This is a genomic window from Brevundimonas lenta (genome assembly GCF_014196335.1).
GTDB classification, from domain to species: domain Bacteria; phylum Pseudomonadota; class Alphaproteobacteria; order Caulobacterales; family Caulobacteraceae; genus Brevundimonas; species Brevundimonas lenta.
This window is the reverse complement of sequence record NZ_JACIDM010000001.1, coordinates 1,446,535-1,470,756: the sequence shown is the minus strand read 5'-3', so window position 1 is coordinate 1,470,756 and position 24,222 is coordinate 1,446,535. Positions and strand designations below refer to the sequence as shown.

Sequence of the window (24,222 nt, the reverse complement as noted above, 5' to 3'; positions counted from 1 at the left end):
AGGTTCCATTAACCCTGTCTTAGTCCCCAAGCGCTACCGTTGATCTTGTCGAACCGCGTCGGCGCTTCGGAGACGTTTGTGACCGTCCTCGTCCAGCTTGTTCATCCTCCGCGCGCACCGGAGAGCGTCCCCTCTGTCGGGGAACTCCTCGCGCTTGCCCGGAACACGAGTCCCGACGCTCGCCACCGCCTGCTTCTGGGCGTCATGGCCCTGTGCGACGCCAGCCCGCCCGCCGGCGAACTGTCACCGGTTCTCGGCGAAATCTTCCTGACCCTCGCCCGTCAGGCCGAGCGCGAAGTGCGCAAGGCCCTCGCTGACCGTCTGGCTCACGCCGACTGGGCGCCGGTCGCCCTGGTCAACGTCCTGGCGCTCGACGAAATCGAAATCGCCCGCCCGATCCTGCTGTCCAGCCCGGTGCTGCAGGACGATGACCTGTTGCGCGTGCTGATCGAGGCCTCTCTCGACCACCAGATCGCCGTCGCCCGCCGTCCGCAAATCAGCGGCCGGGTCGCCGACGCCGTCATCGACCGGGGCGACCCGGCCGTCCTGACCGCGCTGGCGACCAACCGTACCGCCGAAATCAGCGTCGAGGGCCTGCGTCGCCTGGTCGAACAGTCGCGACGCGTCGCCGCCCTGCGCGCGCCCCTCACCCGGCACCCGCGCCTCACTGAGGTTCTGGCCGAGCAGATGTATCACTGGGTCGGCACCGCGCTGCGCCAGTCGATCGCCGCCCGCTTCTCCGTCGACGAACAGCGCCTCGGCGCCGCCGTCTACGACGCCGTCGAGGGTGTCCTCCGCAAGGCGCGGGTCGACCACTTCGAACCCGAGCCTCCGGGCCGCGAGGAAATGGAACGCCGGCTCGTCGCCAAGCTGAAGGCCGCGGGGCAACTGAAGGGCGGCGTCCTTGTCCGCGCCGCGCGCGAGCGTCGCCTCAGCCTCTTCGTCCACGGCCTTTCCGCCCTGGGCGGCTTCACCGTCGGGCAGGTCCGCCAGGCCTTGGCGGCGGCCACGCCGGAAGCCCTCTACTACGCCTGCGCGGCGGTCGAGATCGATCGCGCCGTCTTCCCGTCCCTGCTCGCGGACCTTCGCAAGCTGAACCACGGCCTCCCCGGCGATCTGGGTCAGGCTGTCTGGCTGCGCGGCGCGATTTCCCCGGCATCGGCCACACGCGCTTTCCGCGCCCTGGTCGACGCCGATCCGGCCGGGCAGCGGGCCGCCGTTTGACTTCGACGCCGCGCTCGGCTTGCGTGCGCGTGTGAGCCAGCCCTCCGAGACCTCCCTCCGCATCGCCTTCGCCGCCTCGGATCGTCCCGAGGCGCAGTCCGCGCGCGACCAGCTTGCCGCCCGCTACGGTTCGGTCGATCCGAACGAAGCCCAGGTGATCGTGGCCCTGGGCGGCGACGGCTTCATGCTCGAGACCCTGCACACCGTCATGGATCGCCGCACGCCCGTCTTCGGCATGAACCGCGGCTCGGTCGGCTTCCTGATGAACGACTATTCGGAGGACGACCTTCTGGAGCGCCTCGCCGCCGCCGGCCGGGCGGTGATCCACCCCCTCCAGATGGACGCCTGGACCGAAGCCAGCCAGGTCCACAGCGGTCTCGCCATCAATGAGGTCTCGCTGCTGCGCCAGACCCGCCAGAGCGCCAAGCTGCGCATCAGCGTCGACGACCGCGTGCGCCTCGAGGAGCTGTCCTGCGACGGCTGCCTCCTCGCCACCGCCGCCGGATCGACCGCCTACAACCTCTCGGCCCACGGCCCGATCATCCCGCTGGATTCGCGCGTCCTGGCCCTGACCCCGATCAGCGCCTTCCGCCCCCGCCGCTGGCGCGGCGCCCTGCTCCCGCATCAGGCCAAGGTCTGTTTCGAGGTGCTGGAGCCCGACAAACGCCCCGTCAGCGCCACCGCCGACAGCTTCGAGGTCCGTCGGGTCAGCAAGGTCGAAATCCGCGAACGCCGCGACATCGCCCTGACCATGCTCTTCGACGCGGGGCGGTCGTTCGAGGAACGCGTGCTCGCCGAGCAATTCGCATCCTGACGTCGTGCACCGCTTTTTAATGTCACTGACGTCACAGTGTCCCCCATTCATTTTCGGGAGCGCTCCGTGAGCAACTCGGCCCAGGTCATTCGCCCGCCCAACACCCTTCGCATGAAGGTTGGCGGCGGCTTCGGAGGCATCGACGCCAGCGCCATCGCCAAGGCCGAAGAGGCCCTGAAGGCGATGTCGGCCCAATTCGGCCAATGGCTGCAGGACGAGATCGTCAAGCTGGACAAGGCCCAGACGGACATCCGCACCGAGGGCTACAACACCCAGACCGCCGAAGCGCTCTACTTCCGCGCCCACGACCTCAAGGGCCTGGGCACGACCTACCAGTATCCGCTGGTGACCCGCCTCGCCGGCTCGCTCTGCAAGCTGATGGACGAGCAGACCAAGCGCATGGCCGCCCCGGTCGTGCTGATCGACGCCCACATCGACGCCATCAAGGCCGTCGTGCGCGACCAGATCCAGACCGACGACCACCCCACCGGCAAGATCCTGGCCGAAACGCTCGAAGCCAAGGTCGCCCAGCACCTGGGGTGATCCGCACAATAGTCCGAAGCCAGAGCGCCCGCCTCTCCGGCGGGCGTTTTGCTATGCGGCCGAGGCGGCCACTTCCACCGGCGTCCGCGCCGGCGCAGGCGCCTGGTCGAGGCGTTCCATCAGATAGGCCAGGTCCTCGCGCGGCGCATTCGGCCGCTGGGTCAGGAACCGCTCCAGCATCTGGTGCCGGAAGTTATCCCCGGAAGTATCCACACCCTCCGCCTGCAGCGCCCGCCACGTGTCGACGCCCGCCCGGAAGGCCTGGAACAGCCGCGGCGGCAGGCCTGCCCGGTCGTAGATCGCCTTCAATCCCAGCGGTCCCGCATCGTGAATCATCAGCCAGGCGCGCTGGTGCGGCGCACCCGCCAGCTCGGCCAGGCCGTGCTCGAACAGGCCCATCTGGCCCCGCGCCAGCGCCCGCAGAAGAAGCGATCCTGACAGCGCCCGCCGGGCGTTCAGGTTGGCGACGAACAACGGCATGTCGGCCTGGTTGGCGGCCTGGTCGACTAGGTCCACCGTCGCGCGCTCACGGGCGAAGGTCGCCAGACGAATGGCGGTCTCCGGCGCGACGGCGTGGCGGGTGACCAGGTGCTCGCGGACCGCGTCCGAGGCCAGTTCGACCAGGCGCTCCGTCACCGACAGCGGCAGGACCTGACGATAGGCGATGGCGGCGACGACTTCCGGCGACGCCCCGAAGCGATCCACGCAGCGGCCCAGCGCGGCTTCCGCGATGTCGGCGTTGTCGTTCGCGGCCAGGGTGCGCACGGCCTGCTCGCTGCCGGTCTCGGCCAGAGCGTTGGCGACGTCGCGCGCCACGGACGGGCGCCCCGCGACGGCCGTCTGACGCACCGCGGACCCGGCCTGAACGATCTCGATCAGGTCCGCGTCCGAGAACACCGGAGAGAACGAAATCAGCGGCAGGGCGACGCTGTCGACGTCGGCGGCAAGCCGGCGCGCCACGTCGTGGGGAATCAGGTCGGAGGACTTCAGCGTCACCGCCATGGCGCGGCGCACCAGCTCGGCGGCGTCGTTGGCGAGCAGGCGCAGGATCTTCTGCGCGGCGGCGCGGTCGTCCTCGTCGAGGTCAGCCTTGTCGATGCTGCGGCACAGCTTGTGGGCCGCCGCCGCGCGCTCGTCCTCGTCCGTCGCCTTCACCAGCCGGCGGATGTCGATCTCGGTCAGGCGGGCGCGGTAGGCGGTCATATAAGACGCTCGAAGGCTTGGCTGGCGAACAACATCGGCCCGTCATCGTTAACGGGCGGTTCACCATGGCCGGATTCGCGTCAGGCGTCGGCGCTCGTTCCCGGTCCGAAGGCTTTTCCAAAGCCGGTATCCGCCCCGTCGCCCTGCCCCAGCAGCAGCGACAGCAGGCTCTGGTCCTGCCGCAGCCGGTCCAGACGGGCAGCCAGCATCTGATCCCGCTCCGACAGATCCGGGGTCAGGGACGGCGCGCCCGTGGAGGCCGCCGGCGCCCCCTCTCCAGCGGTGCGCTGCAGGTTGGCGTGCACCTCGGCGACGGTGGCGGGTCGCCCGTCGCGATAGAAGATCGACCGGTTCGCCGAAGCCGCCTCCGGGAAGATCGAAGCGGCGCTGGAGCCCGGCCGCCGGTCCATGGCGTCCATCAGCTGGGCCGCGCCCGCCGGTCCCAGGAAGTGGGCGGCGTACAGGTCGCCCGCGCCCGGCTCCCTCCCCGTACGGCCTCGCAGATAGGCCGCGTTGGAAGCGGTCAGTTCGGCCGCCATGACCGACGCGGCCTGCGGATCGAAGCGCAGGTCCAGCACCACGTTCCGGGCCGAGCCCTCGACCCGCCAACGACCGTCCGATCCGCGATAGATCAGGTCGGCGTACTGGCCGTAGCCGTGCTTGGCGCCGTGCGTCTTCACCGTGCCCAGCCAGGTCTGCTCGATGAACTGGAACAGGCCGGCCGCCGACGAGGTCGGCGCGCGCGCGGAAGGGTTCATCGCGCTTTCGCGACGGGCGGTGCGCACGAGGAAATCGGCGTCTACACCCGTTGCGCTCGACGCACGCCGGATGGCCGCCTCAACCCCGCTCGACGATGGAATCGCCCCGATGGTCATAATCGTTAACGGTCGTCGGGTCTGGTTAACCAAAGCCTAACGTGGTGCGCGCGCAACGCGGTTCAACGAGCTGAATTCCGACCAACCGTCGCCGTAAACCCGCCGCAACGGCAGCGCTCAACTTTGGCGTGGGACGCTGTGGGGACGGCGAAGACAGGGAAGTACGGCCATGATGATCAGAACTGCAGGTGGGCCCGGAACGGTCAGCCCTATCAACTTCAACGAACGCCGGACGCAGCGCCTCTCGCGCAGCAGCTGGATTGCGATCGGCATCGTCGCCGCCGCCCACGTGGGGGTCGGAGTCGCCTTGTATTATCAGCGCTTTGAGATGCCGGCGCCGCTCGTCCTGCCTGAACCCCGCCCCATCACCGTGACGATGGAGCCGGTTCCGGAGAAGCCTGTCGAGAAGCTGCCCGAGCCGGCCGCGCCGAACACGGCGATCCATCATCCGGCCGCGCCGCCGACCACCGTCGACACAAATCCGGTCGCCTTGAACGACGACGCCAAGCCCGCCGAGGGGCCCGTCATCAGCATCACGCGGCCCGTGGATAAACCTGTGGAAGACGCCAGGCCGGCGGTCACCCCCGACCCTCCGGTCACGCGGGTTATCACCAGCCCGAGCTGGAGCCGGCAACCCTCGGCCGAGCAACTGATGCGCGCCTATCCGGATAGGGCCCTGGCGAGGGGCGTGTCGGGGTCCGCGTCGCTGAACTGCCTGGTGCAGGCGGACGGCACGGTCGCGTCCTGCGACATCACCGGCGAGACGCCGGCTGGCCAGGGCTTCGGGCGGGCTGCGCAAAGCCTGTCGCGGTACTTCCGCATCAACCCCCGCACGGTCAACGGGGCCGCGGAGGGGTCGCGCGTGGCGATCAACCTGCGCTTCGTGCCGCCAGCGGAGTGATCAGGCGAACCTGAGCGGGTCGAGGGTCGCCGCGTCGTCCACGGGCGCGCGGCCCTCAATTCCGTCGGCGACGATCCGGGCCACCAGCGGGCCCAGCAGCCAGCCGTTGCGGCGGGGCGCGAGGGCCAGGTGCAGGCCGGGCTCGCGGGAGGCGCCGGCCATCGGCAGGCCGTCCGGGGTGGAGCCGCGGATGCCGACGCGGGCCGGGAGGCCCTCCCCCTGGTGATCGAGGAGGCTGAGGCCTGCGGCTTGTTGGCGAGTCGATACGTCGGCGTCGACCGACAGGTCCCGCACGCCCGGTTCCATAGTCGCGCCGAACAGGGCGCCCTCCTCGGACGGGACGGCATAGACGCCCGGCGCCCGGACCACCCGGGCCGGCGAAGCGCATCGAACTGGCGTCAGCTGGCCGCGGATGGGTTCGATCCGGTTGATCAGGGCGGTCGTGCCCCCCGTCAGGCCAGGCAGGGGCGCAGCGGCGCCGGTCGCCAGGATGATGACTGGAGCCGACCAGGCGCGGCCGTCTTCCGCCGTGACGCGCCAGCTGTCGCCAGTCCGATCAATGGTTGAGACGGTCGCCACTTGGCGCAGGACGCCCGTCGCTGCGGACAGACCAGCCATCGCGGCGGCCACCTCGACGCGCCAGTCGTCAGGGGTTAGCAGACCGGCCGCCGTCCGCTCTGCGGCGAAGCCCAGAGCGTGGAGGCGGGCGATCCCGGCGTCAGGATCAGGACCGCGCCACTCGGCGCCTTCGAGATGCAGCGTGAGGCCGTGGCGGGCGGCGAAGGCGGGCCACAGGTCGCGGGCGCGCTTGAGCAGGGCGGAATGGCCGGGCGACAGGTCGTCGAGCAGGCTTTCCAGCGCCGGGGCGATCATGCCGGCGGCAGCCGATGAGGCGTTGGGCCCGCCGGGGTCGAGGACGGTCACGGCGTGGCCCCGCGCGCCGAGTTCGGCGGCGGTGCAGAGGCCGAGCACGCCGGCGCCGATGACGATCACATCAGGGGAAGACACGGACGGTCAGATCGACCGCCCGTGCTTCTTTTGCAAGTGCGCTATCGCGAGCGCGGACTACTCGGCCGCGATGGCGGCGGCACGGCGGGCGTCGATGCGCGTGGTGAGCGCCGCATGCTGGTCCCACAGGGCCTTCGGCAGGCGATCGCCGAACTTCGCATAGAACTCGGGGATCAGCGCGGCTTCCTCGGCCCAGACCTCGGCGTCGACGTCCAGCAGGGTCGCCAGGTCGGCGTCGGTCAGGCTGAGGCCCGACAGGTCCAGCGCGTCCGACGACGGCACGCGGCCGACCGGGGTGTCGACGGCCGTGGCTTCACCGTCGAGGCGTTCGGCGATCCATTTCAGGACGCGGGCGTTGTCGCCGAAGCCCGGCCAGACGAACTTGCCGTCCTCGTTCTTGCGGAACCAGTTGACGAAGTAGAGGCGCGGCAGCTTCGCGGCGTCGGTCTTGCCGCCCATCGACAGCCAGTGGGCGAAGTAGTCGCCCATGTTGTAGCCGCAGAAGGGCAGCATCGCGAACGGGTCGCGGCGCAGCTCGCCGACCTTGTTCTCGGCGGCGGCGGTGCCTTCCGAGGCGACCGTCGAGCCCATGAACACGCCGTGTTCCCAGTCGAAGGCTTCCGTCACCAGCGGCACGGCCGAGGCGCGGCGGCCGCCGAACAGGATGGCGTCGATCGGCACGCCCTTGGGGTCTTCCCATTCCGGCGCGATGGTCGGGCACTGGTGCGCCGGGGCGGCGAAGCGGGCGTTCGGGTGAGCAGCAGGCTCGCCCGAGGCCGGGTCGTGCGGCGCACCCTTCCAGTTGGTCAGGCCCGCCGGCGCTTCCTTCGTCAGACCTTCCCACCAGACGTCGTTGTCGGCTGTCAGGGCGGTGTTGGTGAAGACAGTGTTGGTGGCCAGGGTCGCGAGCGCATTCTGGTTGGTGTTGCGGCTGGTGCCCGGGGCGACGCCGAAGAAGCCGGCTTCCGGGTTCACCGCGTACAGGCGGCCGTCGTCGCCGAAGCGCATCCAGGCGATGTCGTCGCCGATGGTCTCGGCCTTCCAGCCTTCCAGCGTCGGCTGGAGCATGGCGAGGTTGGTCTTGCCGCAGGCCGAGGGGAAGGCGGCGGCGACGTATTTGGCGCGGCCCTTCGGATCGGTCAGCTTGAGGATGAGCATGTGCTCGGCCAGCCAGCCCTCGTCGCGGGCCATGATCGAGGCGATGCGCAGGGCGTAGCATTTCTTGCCCAGCAGGGCGTTGCCGCCGTAGCCCGAGCCGTAGGACCAGATCTCGCGGGTCTCGGGATAGTGGACGATCCACTTGTCCTCGTTGCAGGGCCACGGCACGTCGGCCTGGCCGGCGGCCAGCGGCGCGCCGAGGGTGTGCACGGCCGGGACGAAGACGCCGTCGGCGCCCAGCACGTCCAGCGCCGGCTTGCCCATGCGGGTCATGATGCCCATCGAGACGGCGACGTAGCCGCTGTCGGTGATCTCGACGCCGAGGGCGCTGATCTTCGAGCCGAGCGGCCCCATGGAGAACGGGACCACGTACATGGTGCGGCCGGCCATGCAGCCGTCGAACAGGCCGTCCATGCGGGCGCGCATCTCGACCGGGTCAGCCCAGTTGTTGGTCGGGCCGGCGTCGGCCTGGTCAGCCGAGCAGATGAAGGTGCGGCTCTCGACGCGGGCCACGTCCTTGGGGTCCGAGGCGGCGTAGTAGCAGCCGGGGCGCTTCGTCTGGTCGAGCTCGCGCAGGGTGCCCTTGCCGATCAGGTCGGCGACGATGGCGGCCTTCTCGGCCTCCGAGCCGTCGCACCAGTGAACCCGGTCGGGCTTCGTGAGGGCGGCGATCTGTTCGACCCAGGCGATGAGGCCGGCGTGCGCGGTAGGGGCCGGGTGAAGACCCGGGATGACGGATGCAGTCACTGTCAAAACTCCTGAACGCTGGCCCGACGATCTGCGCCGTCGTGACCCTCCCTGCGTGGATGATCACGCAATGTTTCAGCCGGGGCAATGGCTGGAAGCGGACGCCGCGTCAAACGATGCAAGTTTCAACCTTTTGCGACCGGTGACCTCCGGCGCCGGTGCACATTTCCGGTCGCGGGGACGGGTTTCGCGGGCTATCGGGACGTGCATGCAGACCATGGATCCCGCGACCGCGACTCCCTCCGGGGCCCTCTCCTCCCCCGCCACGGCGCGGAACACGGGGCCGATTCTGGAGGTGCTGCGGGCCCATCTGCCGGCCCGGGGACGGGTGCTGGAGGTGGCCAGCGGGGCGGGCGAACACGCCGTGGCTTTGGCCGGGGCGCTGCCGGGGCTGGAGTGGACGCCGAGCGATCCGTCGGCCGAGGCGCGGGCGAGCATCGCGGCCTGGACGGCGCAGGCGGGGCTGGCCAATCTGAAGCCGGCGCTGGCGCTGGACATGTTGGACAAGGCGACCTGGCCGGAGGCGGAGGTCGACGCCGTCGTCTGCATCAACATGGTCCATATCAGTCCGTGGGCGGCGACCGAGGGTCTGATGCGCCTGGCCGGGCGGGTGCTGCGCAGGCCGGGCGGGCTGCTGGCGCTGTACGGGCCGTACCGGGAGGCGGAGGTCGCGACCGCGCCGGGCAACGAGGCCTTCGACATCAGCCTGAAGAGCCGGGACCCGGCCTGGGGCCTGCGCGACCGGGACGCGGTGGCCGCGGCGGCGAAGGCGGAGGGGCTGGCGTTCACCCGGCGGATCGAAATGCCGGCGAACAATCTGATCCTCCTGTTCCGACGGCTGTCAGCCGCCTAAGCTGCGCCGTATCCAATCCAGCCGCGGAGCCCGTCATGAAGCGCATCGTCCTCGCCCTCGCTGTGGCGGCCCTGTCCGGCCCCGCCCTGGCCCAGACCGCGCCGACGCCGACTCCGGCCGCCGCGCCGGCCCCGCCGTACGGCGCGCCGATCAGCCTGGCGGACGCCCAGGCGCTGATCGAGCGGGCCATGGCCGAGGCGCGGAGCCGCAATTTCCGCATGGCCTTCGCCGTGGTCGAGCCGTCGGGCGAACTGGTCGCCTTCGCGCGCATGGACGACGTGCAATACGCCTCCATCGAGGTGTCGCAGCGCAAGGCCGAGACGGCGGCGCGCTTCCGCCGGCCGACCTCGTCGCACGAGGAAGGCGTCGCCGGCGGCCGCCACGCCATTCTGGGCGTCAGCGAGATCATTCCGCTGTCGGGCGGCGTGCCGATCATCGTCGACGGCCGGGTGGTGGGCGCGATCGGCGTGTCGGGCGCGTCCTCGGCGCAGGACGATGAAGTGGCGCGGGCGGCGCTGGCCCGATAGCGCCTTGCGCGGACACGGCCTGCGGTCCTAGTGACCCGCATGGCGTTCACCCGCACCTATGACGGCCCCGAGCCGGTCCGGATCAACAAATGGCTGGGCCAGTCCGGCGTCTGCTCGCGCCGCGAGGCCGACGCCCTGATCGCCGACGGCCTGGTGTCGGTCGACGGCGAGGTGGTCACCGACGCGGGCCGCAAGCTGGAGGCGGGCCAGACCCTGACCCTCAGCGACAAGGCGACGGCGACCCTGGCCGCGGGCGTCACCATCATGGTGCACAAGCCCGTCGGCTACGTCTCCGGCCAGCCGGAGCCCGACAAACGCCCCGCCGTGCGCCTGATCACCGAGAACAACCGCGTCGGCGAGGGCGAAGTCCCGGCCGACGAGGTCTCCCTGCCCCCGATCGGGCGGCTGGACGAGGACTCGCGCGGCCTGCTGCTGCTGTCGTCCGACGGGGTGGTGGCCAAGGCGGTGATCGGGCCGGAGTCGGACCTGGACAAGGAATACCTGGTCCGGGTGACGGGCGACATCACCGAGAAGAAGCTGAAGGTCCTGCGCCACGGCCTGATGCTGGACGGCCGGCAGCTGAAGCCGGCCTACGTCAGCCGGATGGAGTCCTTCCGGCTGAAATTCATCCTGCGCGAGGGCCGCAACCGTCAGATCCGGCGGATGTGCGAAATGGTCGGGCTGGAGGTCATCGACCTGATCCGCATTCGTATCGGCCCGATCAAGCTGGACAACCTGCCCGAGGGTAAATGGCGCATGCTGACCGCCGAGGAGCGCGAGGCCCTGGTCGGCGGCTGAGGCGTACTGTCGCCGGGAAAAACGGCGAAACCCTCTCAAGTCCTCTCAAGTCCGCCATTTCGCGCAACGCCGGTTCAGGCGTGGCGGGGTTTGGGGGTTCGGAGACGAGAGGGCGGAATAGAGGGAAATAGAGGATTTGAGAGGGTCCTCTCACGTCTATCCGCCCTGCGATGTCAAAGACCGGAGACGCAGTGAAGCACGCGTGGACGTCAAAAGCGGACGTACGGCCTCACCTTCTTTCGTCATCCTCGGGCTTGTCCCGAGGATCCAAACGCGCGGTGCGGCTTGTTCGGATGCGACCGGTCGACACCGGGTCTATGGGCCCTCGGCACAAGGCCGAGGGTGACGAGTGGGGTTGGCACTTCCCAACGCAAACAATCCGGGGACAACCTCAGGCCGTCAGGGAGGAGACCCATGGTCACGCGGGACGGTGTCATCGGTTGCTACATGATGGCCAACCGCAGGCATGGGACCCTGTACATCGGCGTCTCGAGCGATCTCGTCGGACGGGTGCATCAGCATCGGCAGGGGCTGATCGAGGGCTTCACCAAACGCCACGGTCTCAAGCGGCTGGTCTGGTACGAATGCCATCAGTCGATCACGGCGGCGATTCAGAGGGAGAAGTCCCTGAAACGCTATCTGCGGGATTGGAAGACGACCCTGATCGAACGGATGAACCCTGACTGGATAGATTTGTACGACAGTCTGGCGACCGGCGGAGCGGCATGGAAGGGCGAGCCCGAGGCCTGGCTCGACTGGAAGCCGAAGGCGCCGGAGCCGTCCAGGCCCCACCCGCTGCCAAAGGGTTGGAATTCGCGCCAGGCGTAGCCCCGTCCCGCAAGGCGTCAGTGCGCCGCCGCCAGTGGCGGTGGCGAAGGCGACGCCCGGAGAACAGTGTGCAGTCAGGCGCAGATCGAATATTCTCGCCCGGTCTTGCTGGTCCCGGAGCATCGAGATGTATCTGATCGTCGTGATTGGGCTGACGTTCGTGCTGCCGGCGGCGTCGGTCCTTATAGAATGGCTTTTGCCGGGCCATGCGGGTCTGATTTTCCTGATCGGGAAATGGTTCGTCTTCTGGGCCGTGGGCGTGAGGCTCCTGACCGCCGGCGTCAGGCAGATGGCCCAGCCGGAATTCACGGCGCGCACGATCTTCGAGATCAGGGATCCGGACGCTTCGAAGATCGTGTCCGAGCTTGGGGCCGCCAACGTTGCGATCGGTTCGATCGGCGTCGCCAGCCTGTATTTCGAAGCCTGGGTTCTGCCGGCGGCGGTGTGCGGTTTCATTTTCTACACGCTGGTCGGCGTTCGCCACCTGAGGAACAGGCAGCGCAAACCTGACGAAAACCTGGCGACCTACTCCGATCTGTGGGTCGCGGTGGTGCTGGCGATCTACCTCATCGGTCTCGTGGCCGCGTGAGTTTCAGGCGCGGGCGTCGAGCCACGCGGTAAGCGTTCCGGCGTCGCCGGCCGCCACGACGGCCACGACATTGCGCAGCAGACCCAGGACGGCGGCGCGCTGGGCCTCGGGCCAGGCGCCGAAACCGGCATGATCCAGCTTCTCCGACAGGATGTCCGGCTCCAGCATCCAGCGGTCGGGCGCGGCGGCGGTGCGGCGGAGGAAGTGCGGCAGGATCCATTTGAACGTTTCAAGGCCGCCGATGGTCGTTATGGCCCGGAAGGCGACGAGGTCGACATCCTCGTCGGACCAGGCCTCGGGCGCCGTCGCTAGCATGCGGGCGATGCGGGCGTGGTCCTCCCGACGCGCGGCGCGGAGCGGGCTTTCGGGGAGGACATCGGCGAAGGGATCGGCGGGCATAGCCAAGCCTAGCCGACAGTTTCCCCCCTCGTCATCCTCCGCCGAACGACACGACACCCCTCCCCCTAACCCGCTGCAAAGACTGGCCGATCGCCGGGTGGCCAGCGGAGGCGGCAGGCCCTAGGGTGGCCCATGGCCTCCGACGTGCGCGATCTTCCCGACGAGGCCATAGACGAGGCGTTCGTGCAGTCCGTGCTGGCGGCATCGAACGACTGCATCAAGATCCTGAGCCTCGACGGCGCCCTAACCTATATGAGCGAAGGCGGCAAGCGGGTGATGGAGGTCAGCGACTTCAACCAGCTGCGGGGCTGTCCGTGGCCGTCGTTCTGGGACGGTCCGAGCAATGCGGACGCGAAGGCCGCGATTCTGGCGGCGCGCGAGGGGCGGAACTACCGCTTCCAGGGGCCGGCCAACACCGCCATGGGCAATCCGCGCTGGTGGGACGTGCAGGTGACGCCGATCCCGGGGCCGGACGGCCGCCCGGCGCGGCTGCTGTCGGTGTCGCGCGACATCACCGAACTGAAGCGGGCCGAGGAGCAGCAGCGTCTGCTGGCGCTGGAGCTGAACCACCGCATGAAGAACATGCTGGCCATGGTCCAGGCCATCGCCAGCCAGACCTTCCGCAGCGGCGGCGAACCGGCCGAGCTGAAGACGGCCCTGATGGACCGGCTGGCGACGCTGGCGGCGGCGCAGGACGTGCTGACCCAGACCACCCGCACCGGCGCGCCCCTGCGGGACATCGTCGCCCAGACCTTACGGGCCCACGGCGGCGCGGCGCAGACGTCGTTCGCCGGTCCGGACGTGGATCTGAGCTCCCGCTGCGCGCTGGCCCTGTCGCTGGCGCTGCACGAACTGGCGACCAACGCGGTCAAATACGGCGCCCTGTCGACCGACGGGGGCCGGGTGGCGGTGCACTGGTCGATCGACGCCCCGGCCTTCACCCTGTCGTGGACCGAGAGCGGCGGACCGCCGGTGCAGCCGCCGACGCGCACGGGCTTCGGCTCCGGCATGATCCAGCGGGCGTTGAGCGGCTATGTCGGCGGGACGTCGGAACTGACCTATGCGCCGGAGGGCGTGAGGTTCGAGCTGGCCACGACGGTCGAGGCGCTGACGGCCGAAGCGTTCTGACCAATCCGCTTCCGACCGCTATTTGAGGAACGGCCCGACCTTCTTCTTCAGCAGGACCACCAACTCGGGCTGCATGAACGCGTAGTCGTCGGGGATGTCGAGGCAGATGACGCGGGCGGTCTTCAGGCCGGCGCGGAAGCGCTGTTGCAGCTTCGAGCGGTGGGCGCGCTCCATGACGAAAATGAGGTCGGCCCATTCAACCAGCTCGGTGGTGACGGCCTCCTCGGCGTCATGGTTCAGCCCGGCCGAGGCGGTCTCGACGCCCGGCCAACGACACCTGCTCGGCCGTGGGCGAGCGCAGGCGGTTGGCGGAGCAGATGAAGAGGACGTTGGTCATTCCGCCTATCCTACCCTTCTCCCCTTGCGGGAGAAGGTGGCCGAGCGGAGCGAGGTCGGATGAGGGGTCGCGCCGGCGCGTCAGTCCTTCGCCGCCCGTGCGTGCGCCGCTTCAATGATGGCCATGATCACCTCATGGCCCCTGGATTCGATTTGCTGGTTCGGGAAACGCAGGACGCGGAAGTTCTGGCCGCGAAGCCATTCGTCGCGCGCGGCATCTTCGGCTCGCTCGTCGTGATGCGGCCCGTCAGCCTCGACGATGAGCCGATGGCGGAGGCAGGCGAAGTCAACGATGTAGCGGCCGATGACGACCTGTCGGCGGAACTTCAGGCCTTCGAGTCGCCGGTCGCGGAGAAGTTTCCAGAGACGTCGCTCATAGAGCGCGGGTTCGCGCCGCATCTCCTTCGCCCGGTCGTGGAGCCAGTGATCCATGGCGCGAGCCTAGCGCGCTATACGAGCAGCATGGAAGCGATTGCAATCTGACCGAGAGAGCCCTCATCCGACCCGCTACGCGGGCCACCTTCTCCCGCAAGGGGAGAAGGGTTCGAGCCTACAGCGGAATATTATCGTGCTTCTTCCACGGGTTCTCCGCCTGCTTGTTCTTCAGCGTGCGGAGCGCCTTGATCAGTCTCCGGCGGGTGCCGTGGGGCATGATGACGTCGTCGATGTAGCCAAGTGAGGCGGCGACGAAGGGGTTGGCGAAGCGGTGCTTGTACTCGGCCTCGCGGGCGGCCAGCGCCTCGGGGTCGCCGGCCTCCTTGCGGAAGATGATCTCGACCGCGCCCTTGGCGCCCATGACGGCGATCTCGGCCGAGGGCCAGGCGTAGTTGACGTCGCCGCGCAGGTGTTTGGAGCTCATCACGTCATAGGCGCCGCCGTAGGCCTTGCGGGTGATGACGGTCAGCTTGGGCACGGTGGCCTCGGCGTAGGCGAACAGCAGCTTGGCGCCGTGCTTGATCAGGCCGCCGTACTCCTGACGGGTGCCGGGCATGAAGCCGGGGACGTCGACGAAGGTGACGATCGGGATTTCGAAGGCGTCGCAGAAGCGGACGAAACGGGCGGCCTTCTTGCTGGAGTCGATGTCCAGCACGCCGGCCAGCACCTGCGGCTGGTTGGCGACGACGCCGACGGTCTGGCCGTCGAGGCGGCCGAAGCCGGTGACGATGTTCTTCGCGTGGTCGGGGGCGATCTCGAAGAACTCGGCCTCGTCGACCGTCTTCAGGATCAGCTCCTTGATGTCGTAGGGCTGGTTCGGGTTGGCCGGGACCAGGGTGTCGAGCGACGCCTCGTCGCGCTCGGGGTCGTCGTAGCTCTCGCGGACCGGCGGCTTTTCGCGGTTCGACAGGGGCAGGAAGCCGATCAGGCGGCGGACCTCGCTGAGGGCCTCCAGATCGTTCTCGAAGGCGCCGTCGGCGACGCCGGACTTGCCGGCATGGACCCGGGCGCCGCCCAGTTCCTCGTGGGTGACGACCTCGTTGGTGACCGTCTTCACCACGTCGGGGCCGGTCACGTACATGTAGCTCGTGTCCTTCACCATGAAGATGAAGTCGGTCAGGGCCGGCGAATAGACGTCGCCGCCGGCGCACGGGCCCATGATGACGCTGATCTGGGGGATGACGCCCGAGGCCAGGGTGTTCTGCAGGAAGATGTCGGCATAGCCGGCCAGGCTCTCGACGCCCTCCTGGATGCGGGCGCCGCCGGCGTCGAAGATGCCGATGATCGGGGCGCCGTTGGTCAGGGCCATCTTCTGGATCTTGACGATCTTGGCCGCGTGCGCGCCCGAAAGAGAGCCGCCGAAGACCGTGAAATCCTTGGAGAAAACATAGACCAGGCGGCCGCCGATGGTGCCGCGGCCGGTGACCACGCCGTCGCCGGGGATGCGCTGCTTCTCCATGCCGAACTCGTGCGAGCGATGCTCCACGAACATGTCGGTCTCCTCGAAGGAGCCCTCGTCCAGCAGGACCTCGACGCGCTCGCGCGCCGTCAGCTTGCCCTTGGCGTGCTGGCTCTCGATCCGCTTCGTGCCGCCGCCGAGACGGGCCGCGGCGCGGCGGGCTTCGAGCTGTTCGAGGATGTCTTGCATGGTCGGGTCTCCTTGAGCGCTGGCTTAAGGAGACCCGAAGGCGGAGGCAAGCGGCGGGGCGGCAGGCGGGGTGTGCGCCGAACCTACGCCGCCGGCTTCAGGAGGATCGGCGTCCGGATACGCAGACGCGGGATCTCATAGTGGACCGCGCCGGGCGCATCGCAGCTTACGGGTTCAGGATAGGTGACGGGCTCGACGCAGATCAGTTCACGGTCCGCTGTCGCCCAGAAGGGCCGCCAGAGAAGCGTGTCGGTGTCGTCGATCTCGACGATGAAGGCGAGGGTGCAGATGTTGCGGCCGGACTGGTCGAGGCAGGCCGACGGAGCCAGCGGCGGATGGCGCAGTCCTTCGGCGGGGGTGAGGTAGTTGTCGGAGCCGGTCTCCCAGACGATCACCCGCACGGCGTCCGGCGCATCGCAGGCCACGCGGGTGTCGGCTGTCGCGCGGTCGACACACGCAAATTCGGCGCCCGGCTCCGCCCAGGCGGAGAGCCAACGCGGCGTTTCAGACCCGTCGCGGGCGTACACGGCCAGCTGGCACTGATTGGCTCCTGCCCGATAGAGACAGCGCTCCTGCACGTCGGGCGCGTCCCGCAAGGCTTCCTCCGGCGTCGCGTAGCCAGACGGGTCCTGGAACGCCAACGCCACCGCGCTGGATGCGCAAAGGGCGGCGGCCAGCAGGCTCGCCCCGAACAGAACCGATTTCACGCACGCCCCCCGCGACACTCAACGGCATTCGATTAGGGCGGGCCGTAGGGCGCGGCAAGCCCTCCCCTATAGCCGCTCCAGCTTCAGCCAGGCCGGATTGCCGAGCCAGGCCTGGTCGAGGGCGCGGCGGGCGGCGGTGGCTTCGGCGGTGTGGCCCTGGGCTGCCTCGCTCTCGGCCAGACCGTACAGGGCCCAGCCGTTGTTGGGAGTCTGGATCAGGGCCTGGCGGAAGGCCTGGCTGGCCTCGTCCGGGCGGCCGGCGCGCAGCAGGGCCGCGCCCAGCGACTGGCTGACCGGATAGTACCACCAGGACGGCTCCATATAGGGGATGCCGGTCTCGAGCGTGGCGGCGGCGCGGTAGTGGCGGACGGCGTCCTCGTAGCGGCCTTCGTACCAGGCCAGGCGACCGCGCGCGGCCTCTTCGGCCAGTTCCAGCAGGACCGGCGTGGGCACGCCCTGGGCGATCATGTCGGCGAAGGCGTCCGACTGGCGCAGGGCCGAGAGCTCGGCGATGGTGGCGTCGAAGGCGGCGCGGTCGCGCTTCTGCGCATGGGCCGCGGCGCGGGCGTACAGGCGCATGGCCTTCGCATAGGGCAGACGCGGATCGGCCTCAGGCATGGCGAGGATGTCGTCGGGCGCGGCGAACTGGGCCATGGCGAGGTAGGGCGCGGCGTCGATGGCCTGGATCCAGGCGATCTTGGCCGAAGTATCCGGGTCCATGAGGGTGCGCAGGCGCTTCGCCTCGTCGATCGCCGTGGTCATGTCGCCGGCCATCTGGGCCGAGGCGACGATGAAGTGGACGTTGTGCGGATAGTAGCCGTAGCGGACCAGGCCCTGGTCGTTGGAGGCGCGGATCCACGCCTCGTCGGCGCGGGCGGCGGCGATGTTGCCGCGGATGGAGTCCGCATAGCGGCCGCGCACCATGTAGATGTGGCTGGGCATGTGCACCAGGTGGCCGGCCGTGGACGGCAGGGTCGCCAGCCGGTCGGCGGCGGCTTCGGCCCGCGCCGGATCGCTGGCCTCGAGCAGGTGGATGTAGAGGTGCGCCGCCTGGGGGTGGCCGGGATTGCGGGCCAACACCTTCTCGACCAGGCGGATGGCCTCGCCGCTGCGGCCGATGGAGGTGCGCTTGTCGGCCTCCCAGTAGTTCCACGGCGTGGTGTTCATCGCCGCCTCCGCCGCCAACACGGCGACGTCGTCGTGATCCGGGAAGCGCGCGGCGACGGCCAGCATGGCGTCGGCGTAGGCGCCGTCCAGGGCGGCCCGGTCGGCGGCGGGGTCGGCGGAATAGCGCACGGCCGCGGCCTCGATCAGGGCCCGTTCGACCGGGGTGGCGCGATCCTTCAGGGCCACGGCCTTGCCCAGCGCCGCCAGGGCGGCGCCGCGGTCGCGGTCGTCCATGGGGGCGTTGATGTTGGGCCCGAGCGCGACGGCCTCGCCCCACCAGCACATGGCGCAGCCCGGATCGAGGCGCTGGGCCTCGCGGAACGAGCGCACGGCCCCGGCGTGGTTGAAGCCATAGCTGAGCATCACGCCCTGGCGGAAATAGAGCCGGGCCTGGTCGCTGGAGGTGCTAACCGGGAAGTTGAGCTCCGTCAGGTCGGGATAGAGGGCGATGGTTCCGTCGGAGCGCTTCAGCGGGCCGACGGCGGCGGATGCGGCCAGCAGGCGGCTCATCAGCGCCTCACGCCCGGCCTTGCCCGTGCCGCACATGGCGCGCGCCTGCTGAACCGGGTCCAGCGGGTCCAGCATGTCGGACGGAACGGTCTCGCCCGACGTCGGCGGCACGCCGGCCGAGGTGGAGATCAAAGCGCCCATGACCAGGGCCGCGCCCCCGCTGAGGATCGTCCGCATGCCTTACCTCCCCTCGCTACCAGCCCTCCCCGGCCGTAACGGCGGAATAAATATCAGCGGATGTCGAAGGAGGCGAGCGTCCCGGATCGCCGCTGCGCGCCGTCCGGGATGACAAGGTCAGGCCAGCGCCCGGAACCACCGGTCGAGGATGTCCGCCTCGGCGCGGCGGAGGGCGGTGCGGGCCGCGTTCTCCTCGTCGACGCCCCACTGGCTTTCCTGGAAATGCTCGTCGAGGCGGGACAGGTCGAAGGCGGCCTCTCCGGTCAGGTCGCCGCGCTGCAGGGCCAGGCCGAGGACGGCAGAGCCGAACAGGGGAACGGACATGGCCAGGCCGGTCAGGGTGAAGTCGTCCAGCTCGAGCGCCAGCTCGCGGACGCGGGCGATGGCGGCGGGGTCCTGGGCGTGGTGGATGACGCCCGTGGCCGGATCGAGCTTCACGCCCAGCACGTCGTCGGCCCATTCGCGCCACGGCTCCCAGCCGCGGGCCTGCATCTCGACCAGGCTGCCGGGGGCGTCGGCGTAGTAGCAGATGGCGTCCGAGCCGGCGTAGGCGGCGATTTCGTCGGCGACCGCCTCGCGGGCCTGGCTGACGCGGTCGATGGCGGTCGAGGCCAGACGGGTGGCGGGCATGGTCGCCGGATCGATGAACTCGCCCTGGGCGGCCCATTCGTCGGCGACGAGGCGGGCGGCGGCTTCGGTCGGCAGGGTCAGGGGCGCGTGGGCCGGGGTCTTCGGCGCGCGGCCGTCCAGCTGAACCGTCCAGCCCCCCTGCCCTTCAGCGACGTCGACGGCCTTCCAGAAGCGTTTGAGGCGCTCCTCGGACTCGCGGAAGCCCTTGCGGGCGGCGACGTTGGGATCGAGCGGGGGGATGTGGCTCATGGGACTCTCCCGGTCAGGCGGCGCGGGCGCGGGCGGCGAAGCCGTCCAGCACGACGCTGAGTTCGCCGAAGGTGGTAGCGACGTGACGGGCCCCGGCGGCGCGTTGTTCCTCGGCGGTATGGAAACCCCATGAGACGCCAAGTGGATGCACGCCCGCGTTGACGGCCATCAGGGCGTCGTGGGCGGTGTCGCCGATCATGACCGTGCGGGCGGGCTCGGAATCGCAGGCGGCCATGGCGGCGAGGAGCATGGCGGGGTCCGGCTTGCCGGGGCCGTCCTCGGCGCAGTGGCTGGAGATGAACAGGTCGGCCCAGCCCTCGCGGGCCAGATTGCGGGCGACGCCGCGGCGGTTCTGGCCGGTGGCGAGCGCCAGACGCCAGCCGTCGCGGTGCAGGCGGCGCAGGGTGGACATGGCCTCGGGATACAGCGGCTCCTCGTGACCGGACTCGTACAGGCGGCGGAACGAAGCCTGGAAGGCGGCGACGAAGTCGGCCAGTTCGGCGTCGGTCAGCTGGGGTTCGAGCGTGTGCAAGGCCTTGTGGAGGCTCAGGCCCACGATCATGCGGACGCGATCATACTCCGGCTCGGGCAGACCCAGGGCCCGGGCGGCGTCGACGCAGGCGCGGTGGATCGACGTCCGGCTGTCGACGAGGGTGCCGTCGATGTCGAAAACTGCGAGGGGTCTCAAGCCACTAAACTCCGCTCATCCCCGCGAAAGCGGGGACCCAGTGCTTTTGTTGGAGCGGCGGCGGACGGGATCAAGGTCCGCGAGCCACAGGAAGAACCGATCACCCAAAGAACTGGGTCCCCGCTTTCGCGGGGATGAGCGGAAGATTGAAAACTCATCGCTGGCGCTTCACGCCCTCGAACGGATCGCTTTCGTTGCCTTCGCTCTCCTCGAAGCCGAAGTGGGCGAAGCCGGTCTTCATTTCGGGGCTGAGGGGGGCGACGACCTTCAGCATGCCGCCGCGCGGATGCTCCAGTTCGATGCTGCGGGCGTGGAGCTGCAGCTTCAGGATGCCCGACAGTTCCTTCGACTTCTCGTCGCCGTACTTCGGATCACCGAGGATCGGGTGGCCGATGCCGGCCATGTGGGCGCGCAGCTGGTGGGTGCGACCGGTGAAGGGGCGCAGCGCCATCCAGGCGGCGCGGTGGGCGGCGCGGCTGATGGTGGCGAAGGCGGTTTCGGCCGGCTCGGCGCGCGGGTCCTTGCGATCGGCCGGGCGCATCATCTCGAAGTCGTTGATGCCGGTCTTCTTCAGCGGCATGTCGATCTGACCGGCGGACGGCTTCGGGTTGCCGATGACGATGGCCCAGTAGGTCTTCTTGGCCTGACGACGGGCGAAGGCGCCGGCGAGCCGCTTGGCGGCCTCGGGGCCCTTGCCGAGCAGCAGGACGCCGGAGGTGTCGCGGTCGAGGCGGTGCACCAGCCGCGGGCGGTCCATGCCCTCGCCCCAGGCGCCCAGCAGACGGTCGACGTGGCGGCTGGTCTTGGTGCCGCCCTGGACGGCCAGGCCGTGGGGCTTGTTGATGGCGATGACCATGTCGTCCTCGTAGATGACGAGCGACTTGATGAAGCGGATGTCCTGTTCCGACAGGGTGTGGGCGTCGCCCGCCTGACGCGAGGTGTCGTCGGGGATGGGCGGGACGCGCACGGCGGCCCCGGCGGTCAGGCGGCCTTCCGGCTTGATGCGGGCGCCGTCGACGCGGATCTGGCCGCTGCGGGCCATCTTCTGCACCTGGATGTTGGACAGGTGCGGCCAGCGCCGGCGGAACCAGCGGTCGAGGCGGATGCCATCCTCGGCCTCGGCGACATAGATCGTCAGGACCTCGCGCTTGGGCGCATCCTGGGGGGCGTCGGCGGGAGCGTCGGGGGTTTCGTCGGTCAAAGGGCGGCTCCGAAGGCGCGGCGGGCGACCATCAGGCCGAGGAAGAGTGCGGCGATCGACAGGACCACCGAGGCGGCGACATAGCCGGACGCCATGGCGAATTGGCGGCGCTCGATCAACTGGACGGTTTCCAGCGAGAAGGCCGAGAAGGTGGTGAAGCCGCCGAGCACGCCGACGGCGGCGAACAGGCGGATGGTCTCGGACTGCGCGCCGCCGCGGAAGGCCAGCCAGCCGGCCAGCAAACCCATCAGCAGACCCCCGGCGACATTGGCCGTCAGCGTCGGCCACGGCCAGCCGGTCGCGGGCAGCACCCGGCCCAGCCCGTAGCGCGCCATCGCCCCGAGGGCGCCGCCTGCTGCAACGATCAGGAAACGTGTCATTGTGCGGGGCTTATACCCGTCCTTGCGGCAAAGCGAAGGGAGCGCCCGTGCTCGATCTCCTCCTGGCCATCGCCCACCACATCCTGGTTTTCAGCCTGGTCGCCATGCTGATGGCGGAGCGGGTGCTGTTGCGGGGGCCGAGGGTGGACATTCACCGGCTGGCGCAGGTCGATGTGGGGTATGGCACGCTGGCGGGGCTGGTGTTCATCGTCGGCGTCTGCCGGGTGAATTTCGGCGGCAAGGGCTGGGAGTTCTACGACGGCAATCCGTTCTTCTGGGCCAAGGTGGCGACCTTCGTGCTGATCGGCGTGGCGTCGATCCTGCCCACCATGCGCTACCAGGCCTGGGGCCGGGCGGCGAAGAAGGACCCGGACTTCCATCCGGAGGAGGCCGACATCCGCAAGGTGCGGGCGGCGGTCGGGATTTCCGGCCTGCTGCTGGTTCCGCTGCTGGTGTTCGCGGCGGCGATGGCGCGGTGGCCCGGCTGAACGAAACTTCACTTGCCGAGGCGTAGGGTTAACGGCGATACCTGAGCTACGGCGCAGCTCGCGCCATGAGGGAAAGGCCGTCGGCCCGGCGGCGCCCTCCGCCATACTGTCGGGCCGCATTTCAGGACCGCCGTACGCGCCATGGCCCACGACGATCACAGCCACGCTCCCCCGTCCCACGCGCCCGCCGACGCGCATGACGACGGCCACGGCGGGCACGGCCATGACGAGCGCGCGACCGCGACCATTGCGCCCGCGCCCAATCCGCCGCCGCCCGGCGCGGAGGACAGCCCCAACCGCGCGGCTCCCCCGCGCCCCGGCGCCGACGCCGGCGGAACGCTGCGCAGCGGCGACGGCATTCTGAGGCCGATCAGCGAGAGCGAGTATTTCTCGACCCTGCCCGGCGCCGAGGACGTCGTCTCGGCCCATATCGACGAATATTTCAACCAGCCGCTGGACCTGTTCCCGTTCTGGGAGACGGGCCGCAAGCCGGACCGCTTCCACGTGCTGTTCGCGCGCCAGATCGAGGAGCGCTTCCCGATCGACCGCGACCTGCGGGGCCGCATTCACAGCTATGGCCGCCGGGTGTTCCGGGCCCTGATGGTGCACATCGGCATCAAGCGACTGAACCAGACGCTGGCGCTGGTCGCCTTCGCCCTGCTGGCGTCGCTGGGTCCGACGTGGTTCGCGGGCTGGGTCGGCTCGGCCCAGACCGGCGCCCTGCTGGCCGGCGGCGCCATGCTGGTGGTCGTGGGCCTGTGGTGGGCGGTGCAGGCGATCCTGTTCGTGCAGTACCGCTTCCGGCTGGAGAACGACTCCTACGAGCTCTCGCGTGAGGTGGTGCAGCGGACGCGTGAGCTGCAGAACCTGTTCACCAGCGCCCGCGCCATGGCCGACCAGGCCGAGACCCAGTTCCAGATGGACGGCAAGGGCTGGGGCAAGCGCGCCATGTACCTGACCCGCCTGACGATGTGGCTGGGCGCGCGGATGGAGTACCTGGAGAAGTACGTGCAGATGGAGCTGTGGCGGATCCGCCGCGAGCGCTACTGGACCCGCTGGCTGCAGCGCATCGCTACGCCGCTGATCCTGATCGTCTGGGCCGTGCTGTTCGCGCTGGAGCCCGCGCCGGCCGACGCCGCCTGGTTCCGCGGGCTGCAGGGGCTGGCGGGCGTGCTGGCGCTGGTGGTGAGCTGGGTCTCCTACGTGCGCTGGAGGACGCCGATGGAGGCGATCCAGGACAAGTTGGGGGTCGAGGGCTGGGTCCGCTACGCCTCGCTGGACGTGGACAACTCGGTCGCCGACCAGGTCCGGCGCGACAAGGAACGGCTGGTCGAATACCGGGCGCTTACGCGCGGCCGCTGACGTCAGGCGACAGGCCCCAGGGCCGTTCGCGCCACCACTTCGTGACGATGTGTTTGACCCCGGCCTCGACCGGCATGCCCTGGTGCAGGGTCATGCGGTTGGGCTCGCCGGCGGCGTCGAGGTTGTTCCAGACGATCAGGTTCCCACGGCGCGGCGGCAGGGTCAGGTCCAGCAGCGGGAAGTATGTCGCCCCGCCCTTCTCCGGCGCGTCGAGGAAGACCATGGCGGTCCAGGTGCGCTGGCCGCCGATGGCCTGCTGGCGCGGCCAGTACGGCTCGCTGGTGCGCAGATAGTCGTGGTGCGGCTTGAACTGCTGTCCGGCCTCGTAGCGTTGCCCCTGAAGGCGTTCGCCGTATTCGGGCGCGAGGCCGATCAGGCGGTGGAAGCCCGCTTCGGCCTCGATGACTACCGCCTCGGCGGGATCGAGGTTGCAGGTCTCGCTGGTGCGAAACTCAGGGTCTGGGTGGTCGCCGAACAGGCGCGAGCGCTTCCGGTTGACGTCGATCAGTTCGATCAGGGCGGCGCACTGATCCGCGTCGAGGAAGTCGCGCAGGATGAACAGGTCGACCTCTTCGACCGGGACGTGCTGGACGTTCGGCGCAGCCAGCAACCGTTCACGCACCCTCTGTCCGGTCTCGACGCGATCCAT

27 protein-coding genes are annotated in these 24,222 nt (G+C 69.6%); 12 read left to right on the top strand and 15 right to left on the bottom strand.

What is annotated here, in order from left to right; genetic code table 11:
• The first annotated feature begins 204 nt into the window (after positions 1 to 204).
• From GGR12_RS07395 to GGR12_RS07385, 3 genes are all read left to right on the top strand, one after another.
• A complete protein-coding gene (locus tag GGR12_RS07395) occupies positions 205 to 1,224 on the top strand; it encodes a DUF2336 domain-containing protein (protein ID WP_183203681.1) in 1,020 nt (339 codons plus the stop codon).
• A 31-nt stretch (positions 1,225 to 1,255) separates the two neighbouring features.
• Positions 1,256 to 2,038, top strand: coding sequence for an NAD kinase (locus tag GGR12_RS07390; protein WP_183203680.1), 783 nt, complete (start codon positions 1,256 to 1,258; stop codon positions 2,036 to 2,038).
• A 66-nt stretch (positions 2,039 to 2,104) separates the two neighbouring features.
• A complete protein-coding gene (locus GGR12_RS07385; RefSeq protein WP_183203679.1) occupies positions 2,105 to 2,581 on the top strand; it encodes an Hpt domain-containing protein in 477 nt (158 codons plus the stop codon).
• A 51-nt stretch (positions 2,582 to 2,632) separates the two neighbouring features.
• Here GGR12_RS07385 and spbR read toward each other — a convergent pair whose 3' ends face one another.
• Positions 2,633 to 3,784, bottom strand: coding sequence for a SpbR family protein (gene spbR, locus GGR12_RS07380; RefSeq protein ID WP_183203678.1), 1,152 nt, complete (start codon positions 3,782 to 3,784; stop codon positions 2,633 to 2,635).
• A gap of 80 nt (positions 3,785 to 3,864) precedes the next feature.
• Entirely contained in the window at positions 3,865 to 4,659 is a 795-nt protein-coding gene (locus tag GGR12_RS07375) for a transglycosylase SLT domain-containing protein (RefSeq protein WP_183203677.1), read from the bottom strand.
• A 169-nt stretch (positions 4,660 to 4,828) separates the two neighbouring features.
• On the opposite strand from GGR12_RS07375, the gene GGR12_RS07370 reads away from it, so the two are divergent.
• Positions 4,829 to 5,560 (top strand): TonB family protein, encoded by a 732-nt coding sequence (locus tag GGR12_RS07370; RefSeq protein ID WP_183203676.1) that lies wholly within the window; start codon positions 4,829 to 4,831, stop codon positions 5,558 to 5,560.
• On the opposite strand, the gene GGR12_RS07365 is transcribed toward GGR12_RS07370, so the two are convergent.
• Positions 5,561 to 6,568 carry an FAD-dependent oxidoreductase gene (locus GGR12_RS07365; RefSeq protein ID WP_221212218.1) on the bottom strand — a complete coding sequence of 336 codons (1,008 nt, stop codon included), beginning with the start codon at positions 6,566 to 6,568 and terminating at the stop codon, positions 5,561 to 5,563.
• Between the two features lie 57 nt (positions 6,569 to 6,625).
• Positions 6,626 to 8,473 carry a phosphoenolpyruvate carboxykinase (GTP) gene (locus GGR12_RS07360; RefSeq protein ID WP_183203675.1) on the bottom strand — a complete coding sequence of 616 codons (1,848 nt, stop codon included), beginning with the start codon at positions 8,471 to 8,473 and terminating at the stop codon, positions 6,626 to 6,628.
• Between the two features lie 217 nt (positions 8,474 to 8,690).
• On the opposite strand from GGR12_RS07360, the gene GGR12_RS07355 reads away from it, so the two are divergent.
• The 5 genes from GGR12_RS07355 (at position 8,691) to GGR12_RS07335 (ending at position 12,068) form a co-directional block, all read left to right on the top strand.
• Positions 8,691 to 9,326 carry a DUF938 domain-containing protein gene (locus GGR12_RS07355; RefSeq protein WP_246328746.1) on the top strand — a complete coding sequence of 212 codons (636 nt, stop codon included), beginning with the start codon at positions 8,691 to 8,693 and terminating at the stop codon, positions 9,324 to 9,326.
• 35 nt (positions 9,327 to 9,361) lie between these two features.
• Complete coding sequence (locus GGR12_RS07350; RefSeq protein WP_183203673.1) at positions 9,362 to 9,853, top strand: GlcG/HbpS family heme-binding protein; 492 nt, start codon at positions 9,362 to 9,364, stop codon at positions 9,851 to 9,853.
• 39 nt (positions 9,854 to 9,892) lie between these two features.
• Entirely contained in the window at positions 9,893 to 10,651 is a 759-nt protein-coding gene (locus GGR12_RS07345; protein ID WP_183203672.1) for a pseudouridine synthase, read from the top strand.
• A gap of 414 nt (positions 10,652 to 11,065) precedes the next feature.
• A complete protein-coding gene (locus tag GGR12_RS07340; RefSeq protein WP_183203671.1) occupies positions 11,066 to 11,479 on the top strand; it encodes a GIY-YIG nuclease family protein in 414 nt (137 codons plus the stop codon).
• A 127-nt stretch (positions 11,480 to 11,606) separates the two neighbouring features.
• Complete coding sequence (locus GGR12_RS07335) at positions 11,607 to 12,068, top strand: DUF6790 family protein (RefSeq protein ID WP_183203670.1); 462 nt, start codon at positions 11,607 to 11,609, stop codon at positions 12,066 to 12,068.
• Between the two features lie 3 nt (positions 12,069 to 12,071).
• On the opposite strand, the gene GGR12_RS07330 is transcribed toward GGR12_RS07335, so the two are convergent.
• Positions 12,072 to 12,467 (bottom strand): hypothetical protein, encoded by a 396-nt coding sequence (locus GGR12_RS07330; RefSeq protein ID WP_183203669.1) that lies wholly within the window; start codon positions 12,465 to 12,467, stop codon positions 12,072 to 12,074.
• A gap of 132 nt (positions 12,468 to 12,599) precedes the next feature.
• Between GGR12_RS07330 and GGR12_RS07325 the strand changes: the two genes are divergently transcribed.
• On the top strand, positions 12,600 to 13,595 hold the full coding sequence (locus GGR12_RS07325; RefSeq protein WP_183203668.1) for a sensor histidine kinase: 996 nt from the start codon (positions 12,600 to 12,602) through the stop codon (positions 13,593 to 13,595).
• A gap of 18 nt (positions 13,596 to 13,613) precedes the next feature.
• Here GGR12_RS07325 and GGR12_RS16560 read toward each other — a convergent pair whose 3' ends face one another.
• From GGR12_RS16560 to crcB, 9 genes are all read right to left on the bottom strand, one after another.
• Positions 13,614 to 13,769, bottom strand: a complete 156-nt coding sequence (locus GGR12_RS16560; RefSeq protein WP_246328745.1) for a phosphotyrosine protein phosphatase — start codon at positions 13,767 to 13,769, stop codon at positions 13,614 to 13,616.
• A gap of 243 nt (positions 13,770 to 14,012) precedes the next feature.
• Positions 14,013 to 14,363, bottom strand: coding sequence for an endonuclease domain-containing protein (locus GGR12_RS07315; RefSeq protein ID WP_183203667.1), 351 nt, complete (start codon positions 14,361 to 14,363; stop codon positions 14,013 to 14,015).
• 118 nt (positions 14,364 to 14,481) lie between these two features.
• Positions 14,482 to 16,014 carry an acyl-CoA carboxylase subunit beta gene (locus GGR12_RS07310; protein WP_183203666.1) on the bottom strand — a complete coding sequence of 511 codons (1,533 nt, stop codon included), beginning with the start codon at positions 16,012 to 16,014 and terminating at the stop codon, positions 14,482 to 14,484.
• Between the two features lie 83 nt (positions 16,015 to 16,097).
• The gene (locus tag GGR12_RS07305; RefSeq protein ID WP_183203665.1) at positions 16,098 to 16,721 is read right to left on the bottom strand and encodes a hypothetical protein; all 624 of its coding nucleotides are present in this window, start codon (positions 16,719 to 16,721) and stop codon (positions 16,098 to 16,100) included.
• Positions 16,722 to 16,787: 66 nt separating this feature from the next.
• Entirely contained in the window at positions 16,788 to 18,575 is a 1,788-nt protein-coding gene (locus GGR12_RS07300; protein WP_183203664.1) for a tetratricopeptide repeat protein, read from the bottom strand.
• A gap of 117 nt (positions 18,576 to 18,692) precedes the next feature.
• On the bottom strand, positions 18,693 to 19,454 hold the full coding sequence (locus GGR12_RS07295; RefSeq protein ID WP_183203663.1) for an ATP12 family chaperone protein: 762 nt from the start codon (positions 19,452 to 19,454) through the stop codon (positions 18,693 to 18,695).
• 13 nt (positions 19,455 to 19,467) lie between these two features.
• Positions 19,468 to 20,142, bottom strand: coding sequence for an HAD-IA family hydrolase (locus tag GGR12_RS07290; protein WP_183203662.1), 675 nt, complete (start codon positions 20,140 to 20,142; stop codon positions 19,468 to 19,470).
• A gap of 154 nt (positions 20,143 to 20,296) precedes the next feature.
• Positions 20,297 to 21,343: an RluA family pseudouridine synthase gene (locus GGR12_RS07285; RefSeq protein WP_183203661.1), complete on the bottom strand. Its 1,047-nt coding sequence runs from the start codon at positions 21,341 to 21,343 to the stop codon at positions 20,297 to 20,299.
• Positions 21,340 to 21,723 (bottom strand): fluoride efflux transporter CrcB, encoded by a 384-nt coding sequence (gene crcB, locus GGR12_RS07280; protein WP_183203660.1) that lies wholly within the window; start codon positions 21,721 to 21,723, stop codon positions 21,340 to 21,342. Before crcB ends, GGR12_RS07285 begins: the two co-directional genes overlap by 4 nt.
• Before the next feature lie 47 nt (positions 21,724 to 21,770).
• Between crcB and GGR12_RS07275 the strand changes: the two genes are divergently transcribed.
• Together GGR12_RS07275 and GGR12_RS07270 are read left to right on the top strand one after the other, a co-directional pair.
• A complete protein-coding gene (locus GGR12_RS07275; RefSeq protein ID WP_183203659.1) occupies positions 21,771 to 22,211 on the top strand; it encodes a DUF2214 family protein in 441 nt (146 codons plus the stop codon).
• A 141-nt stretch (positions 22,212 to 22,352) separates the two neighbouring features.
• Entirely contained in the window at positions 22,353 to 23,573 is a 1,221-nt protein-coding gene (locus GGR12_RS07270) for a hypothetical protein (protein WP_183203658.1), read from the top strand.
• Here GGR12_RS07270 and GGR12_RS07265 read toward each other — a convergent pair.
• A complete protein-coding gene (locus GGR12_RS07265) occupies positions 23,557 to 24,222 on the bottom strand; it encodes a prolyl hydroxylase family protein (protein WP_183203657.1) in 666 nt (221 codons plus the stop codon). The two genes, GGR12_RS07270 and GGR12_RS07265, sit on opposite strands and share 17 nt — an antisense overlap.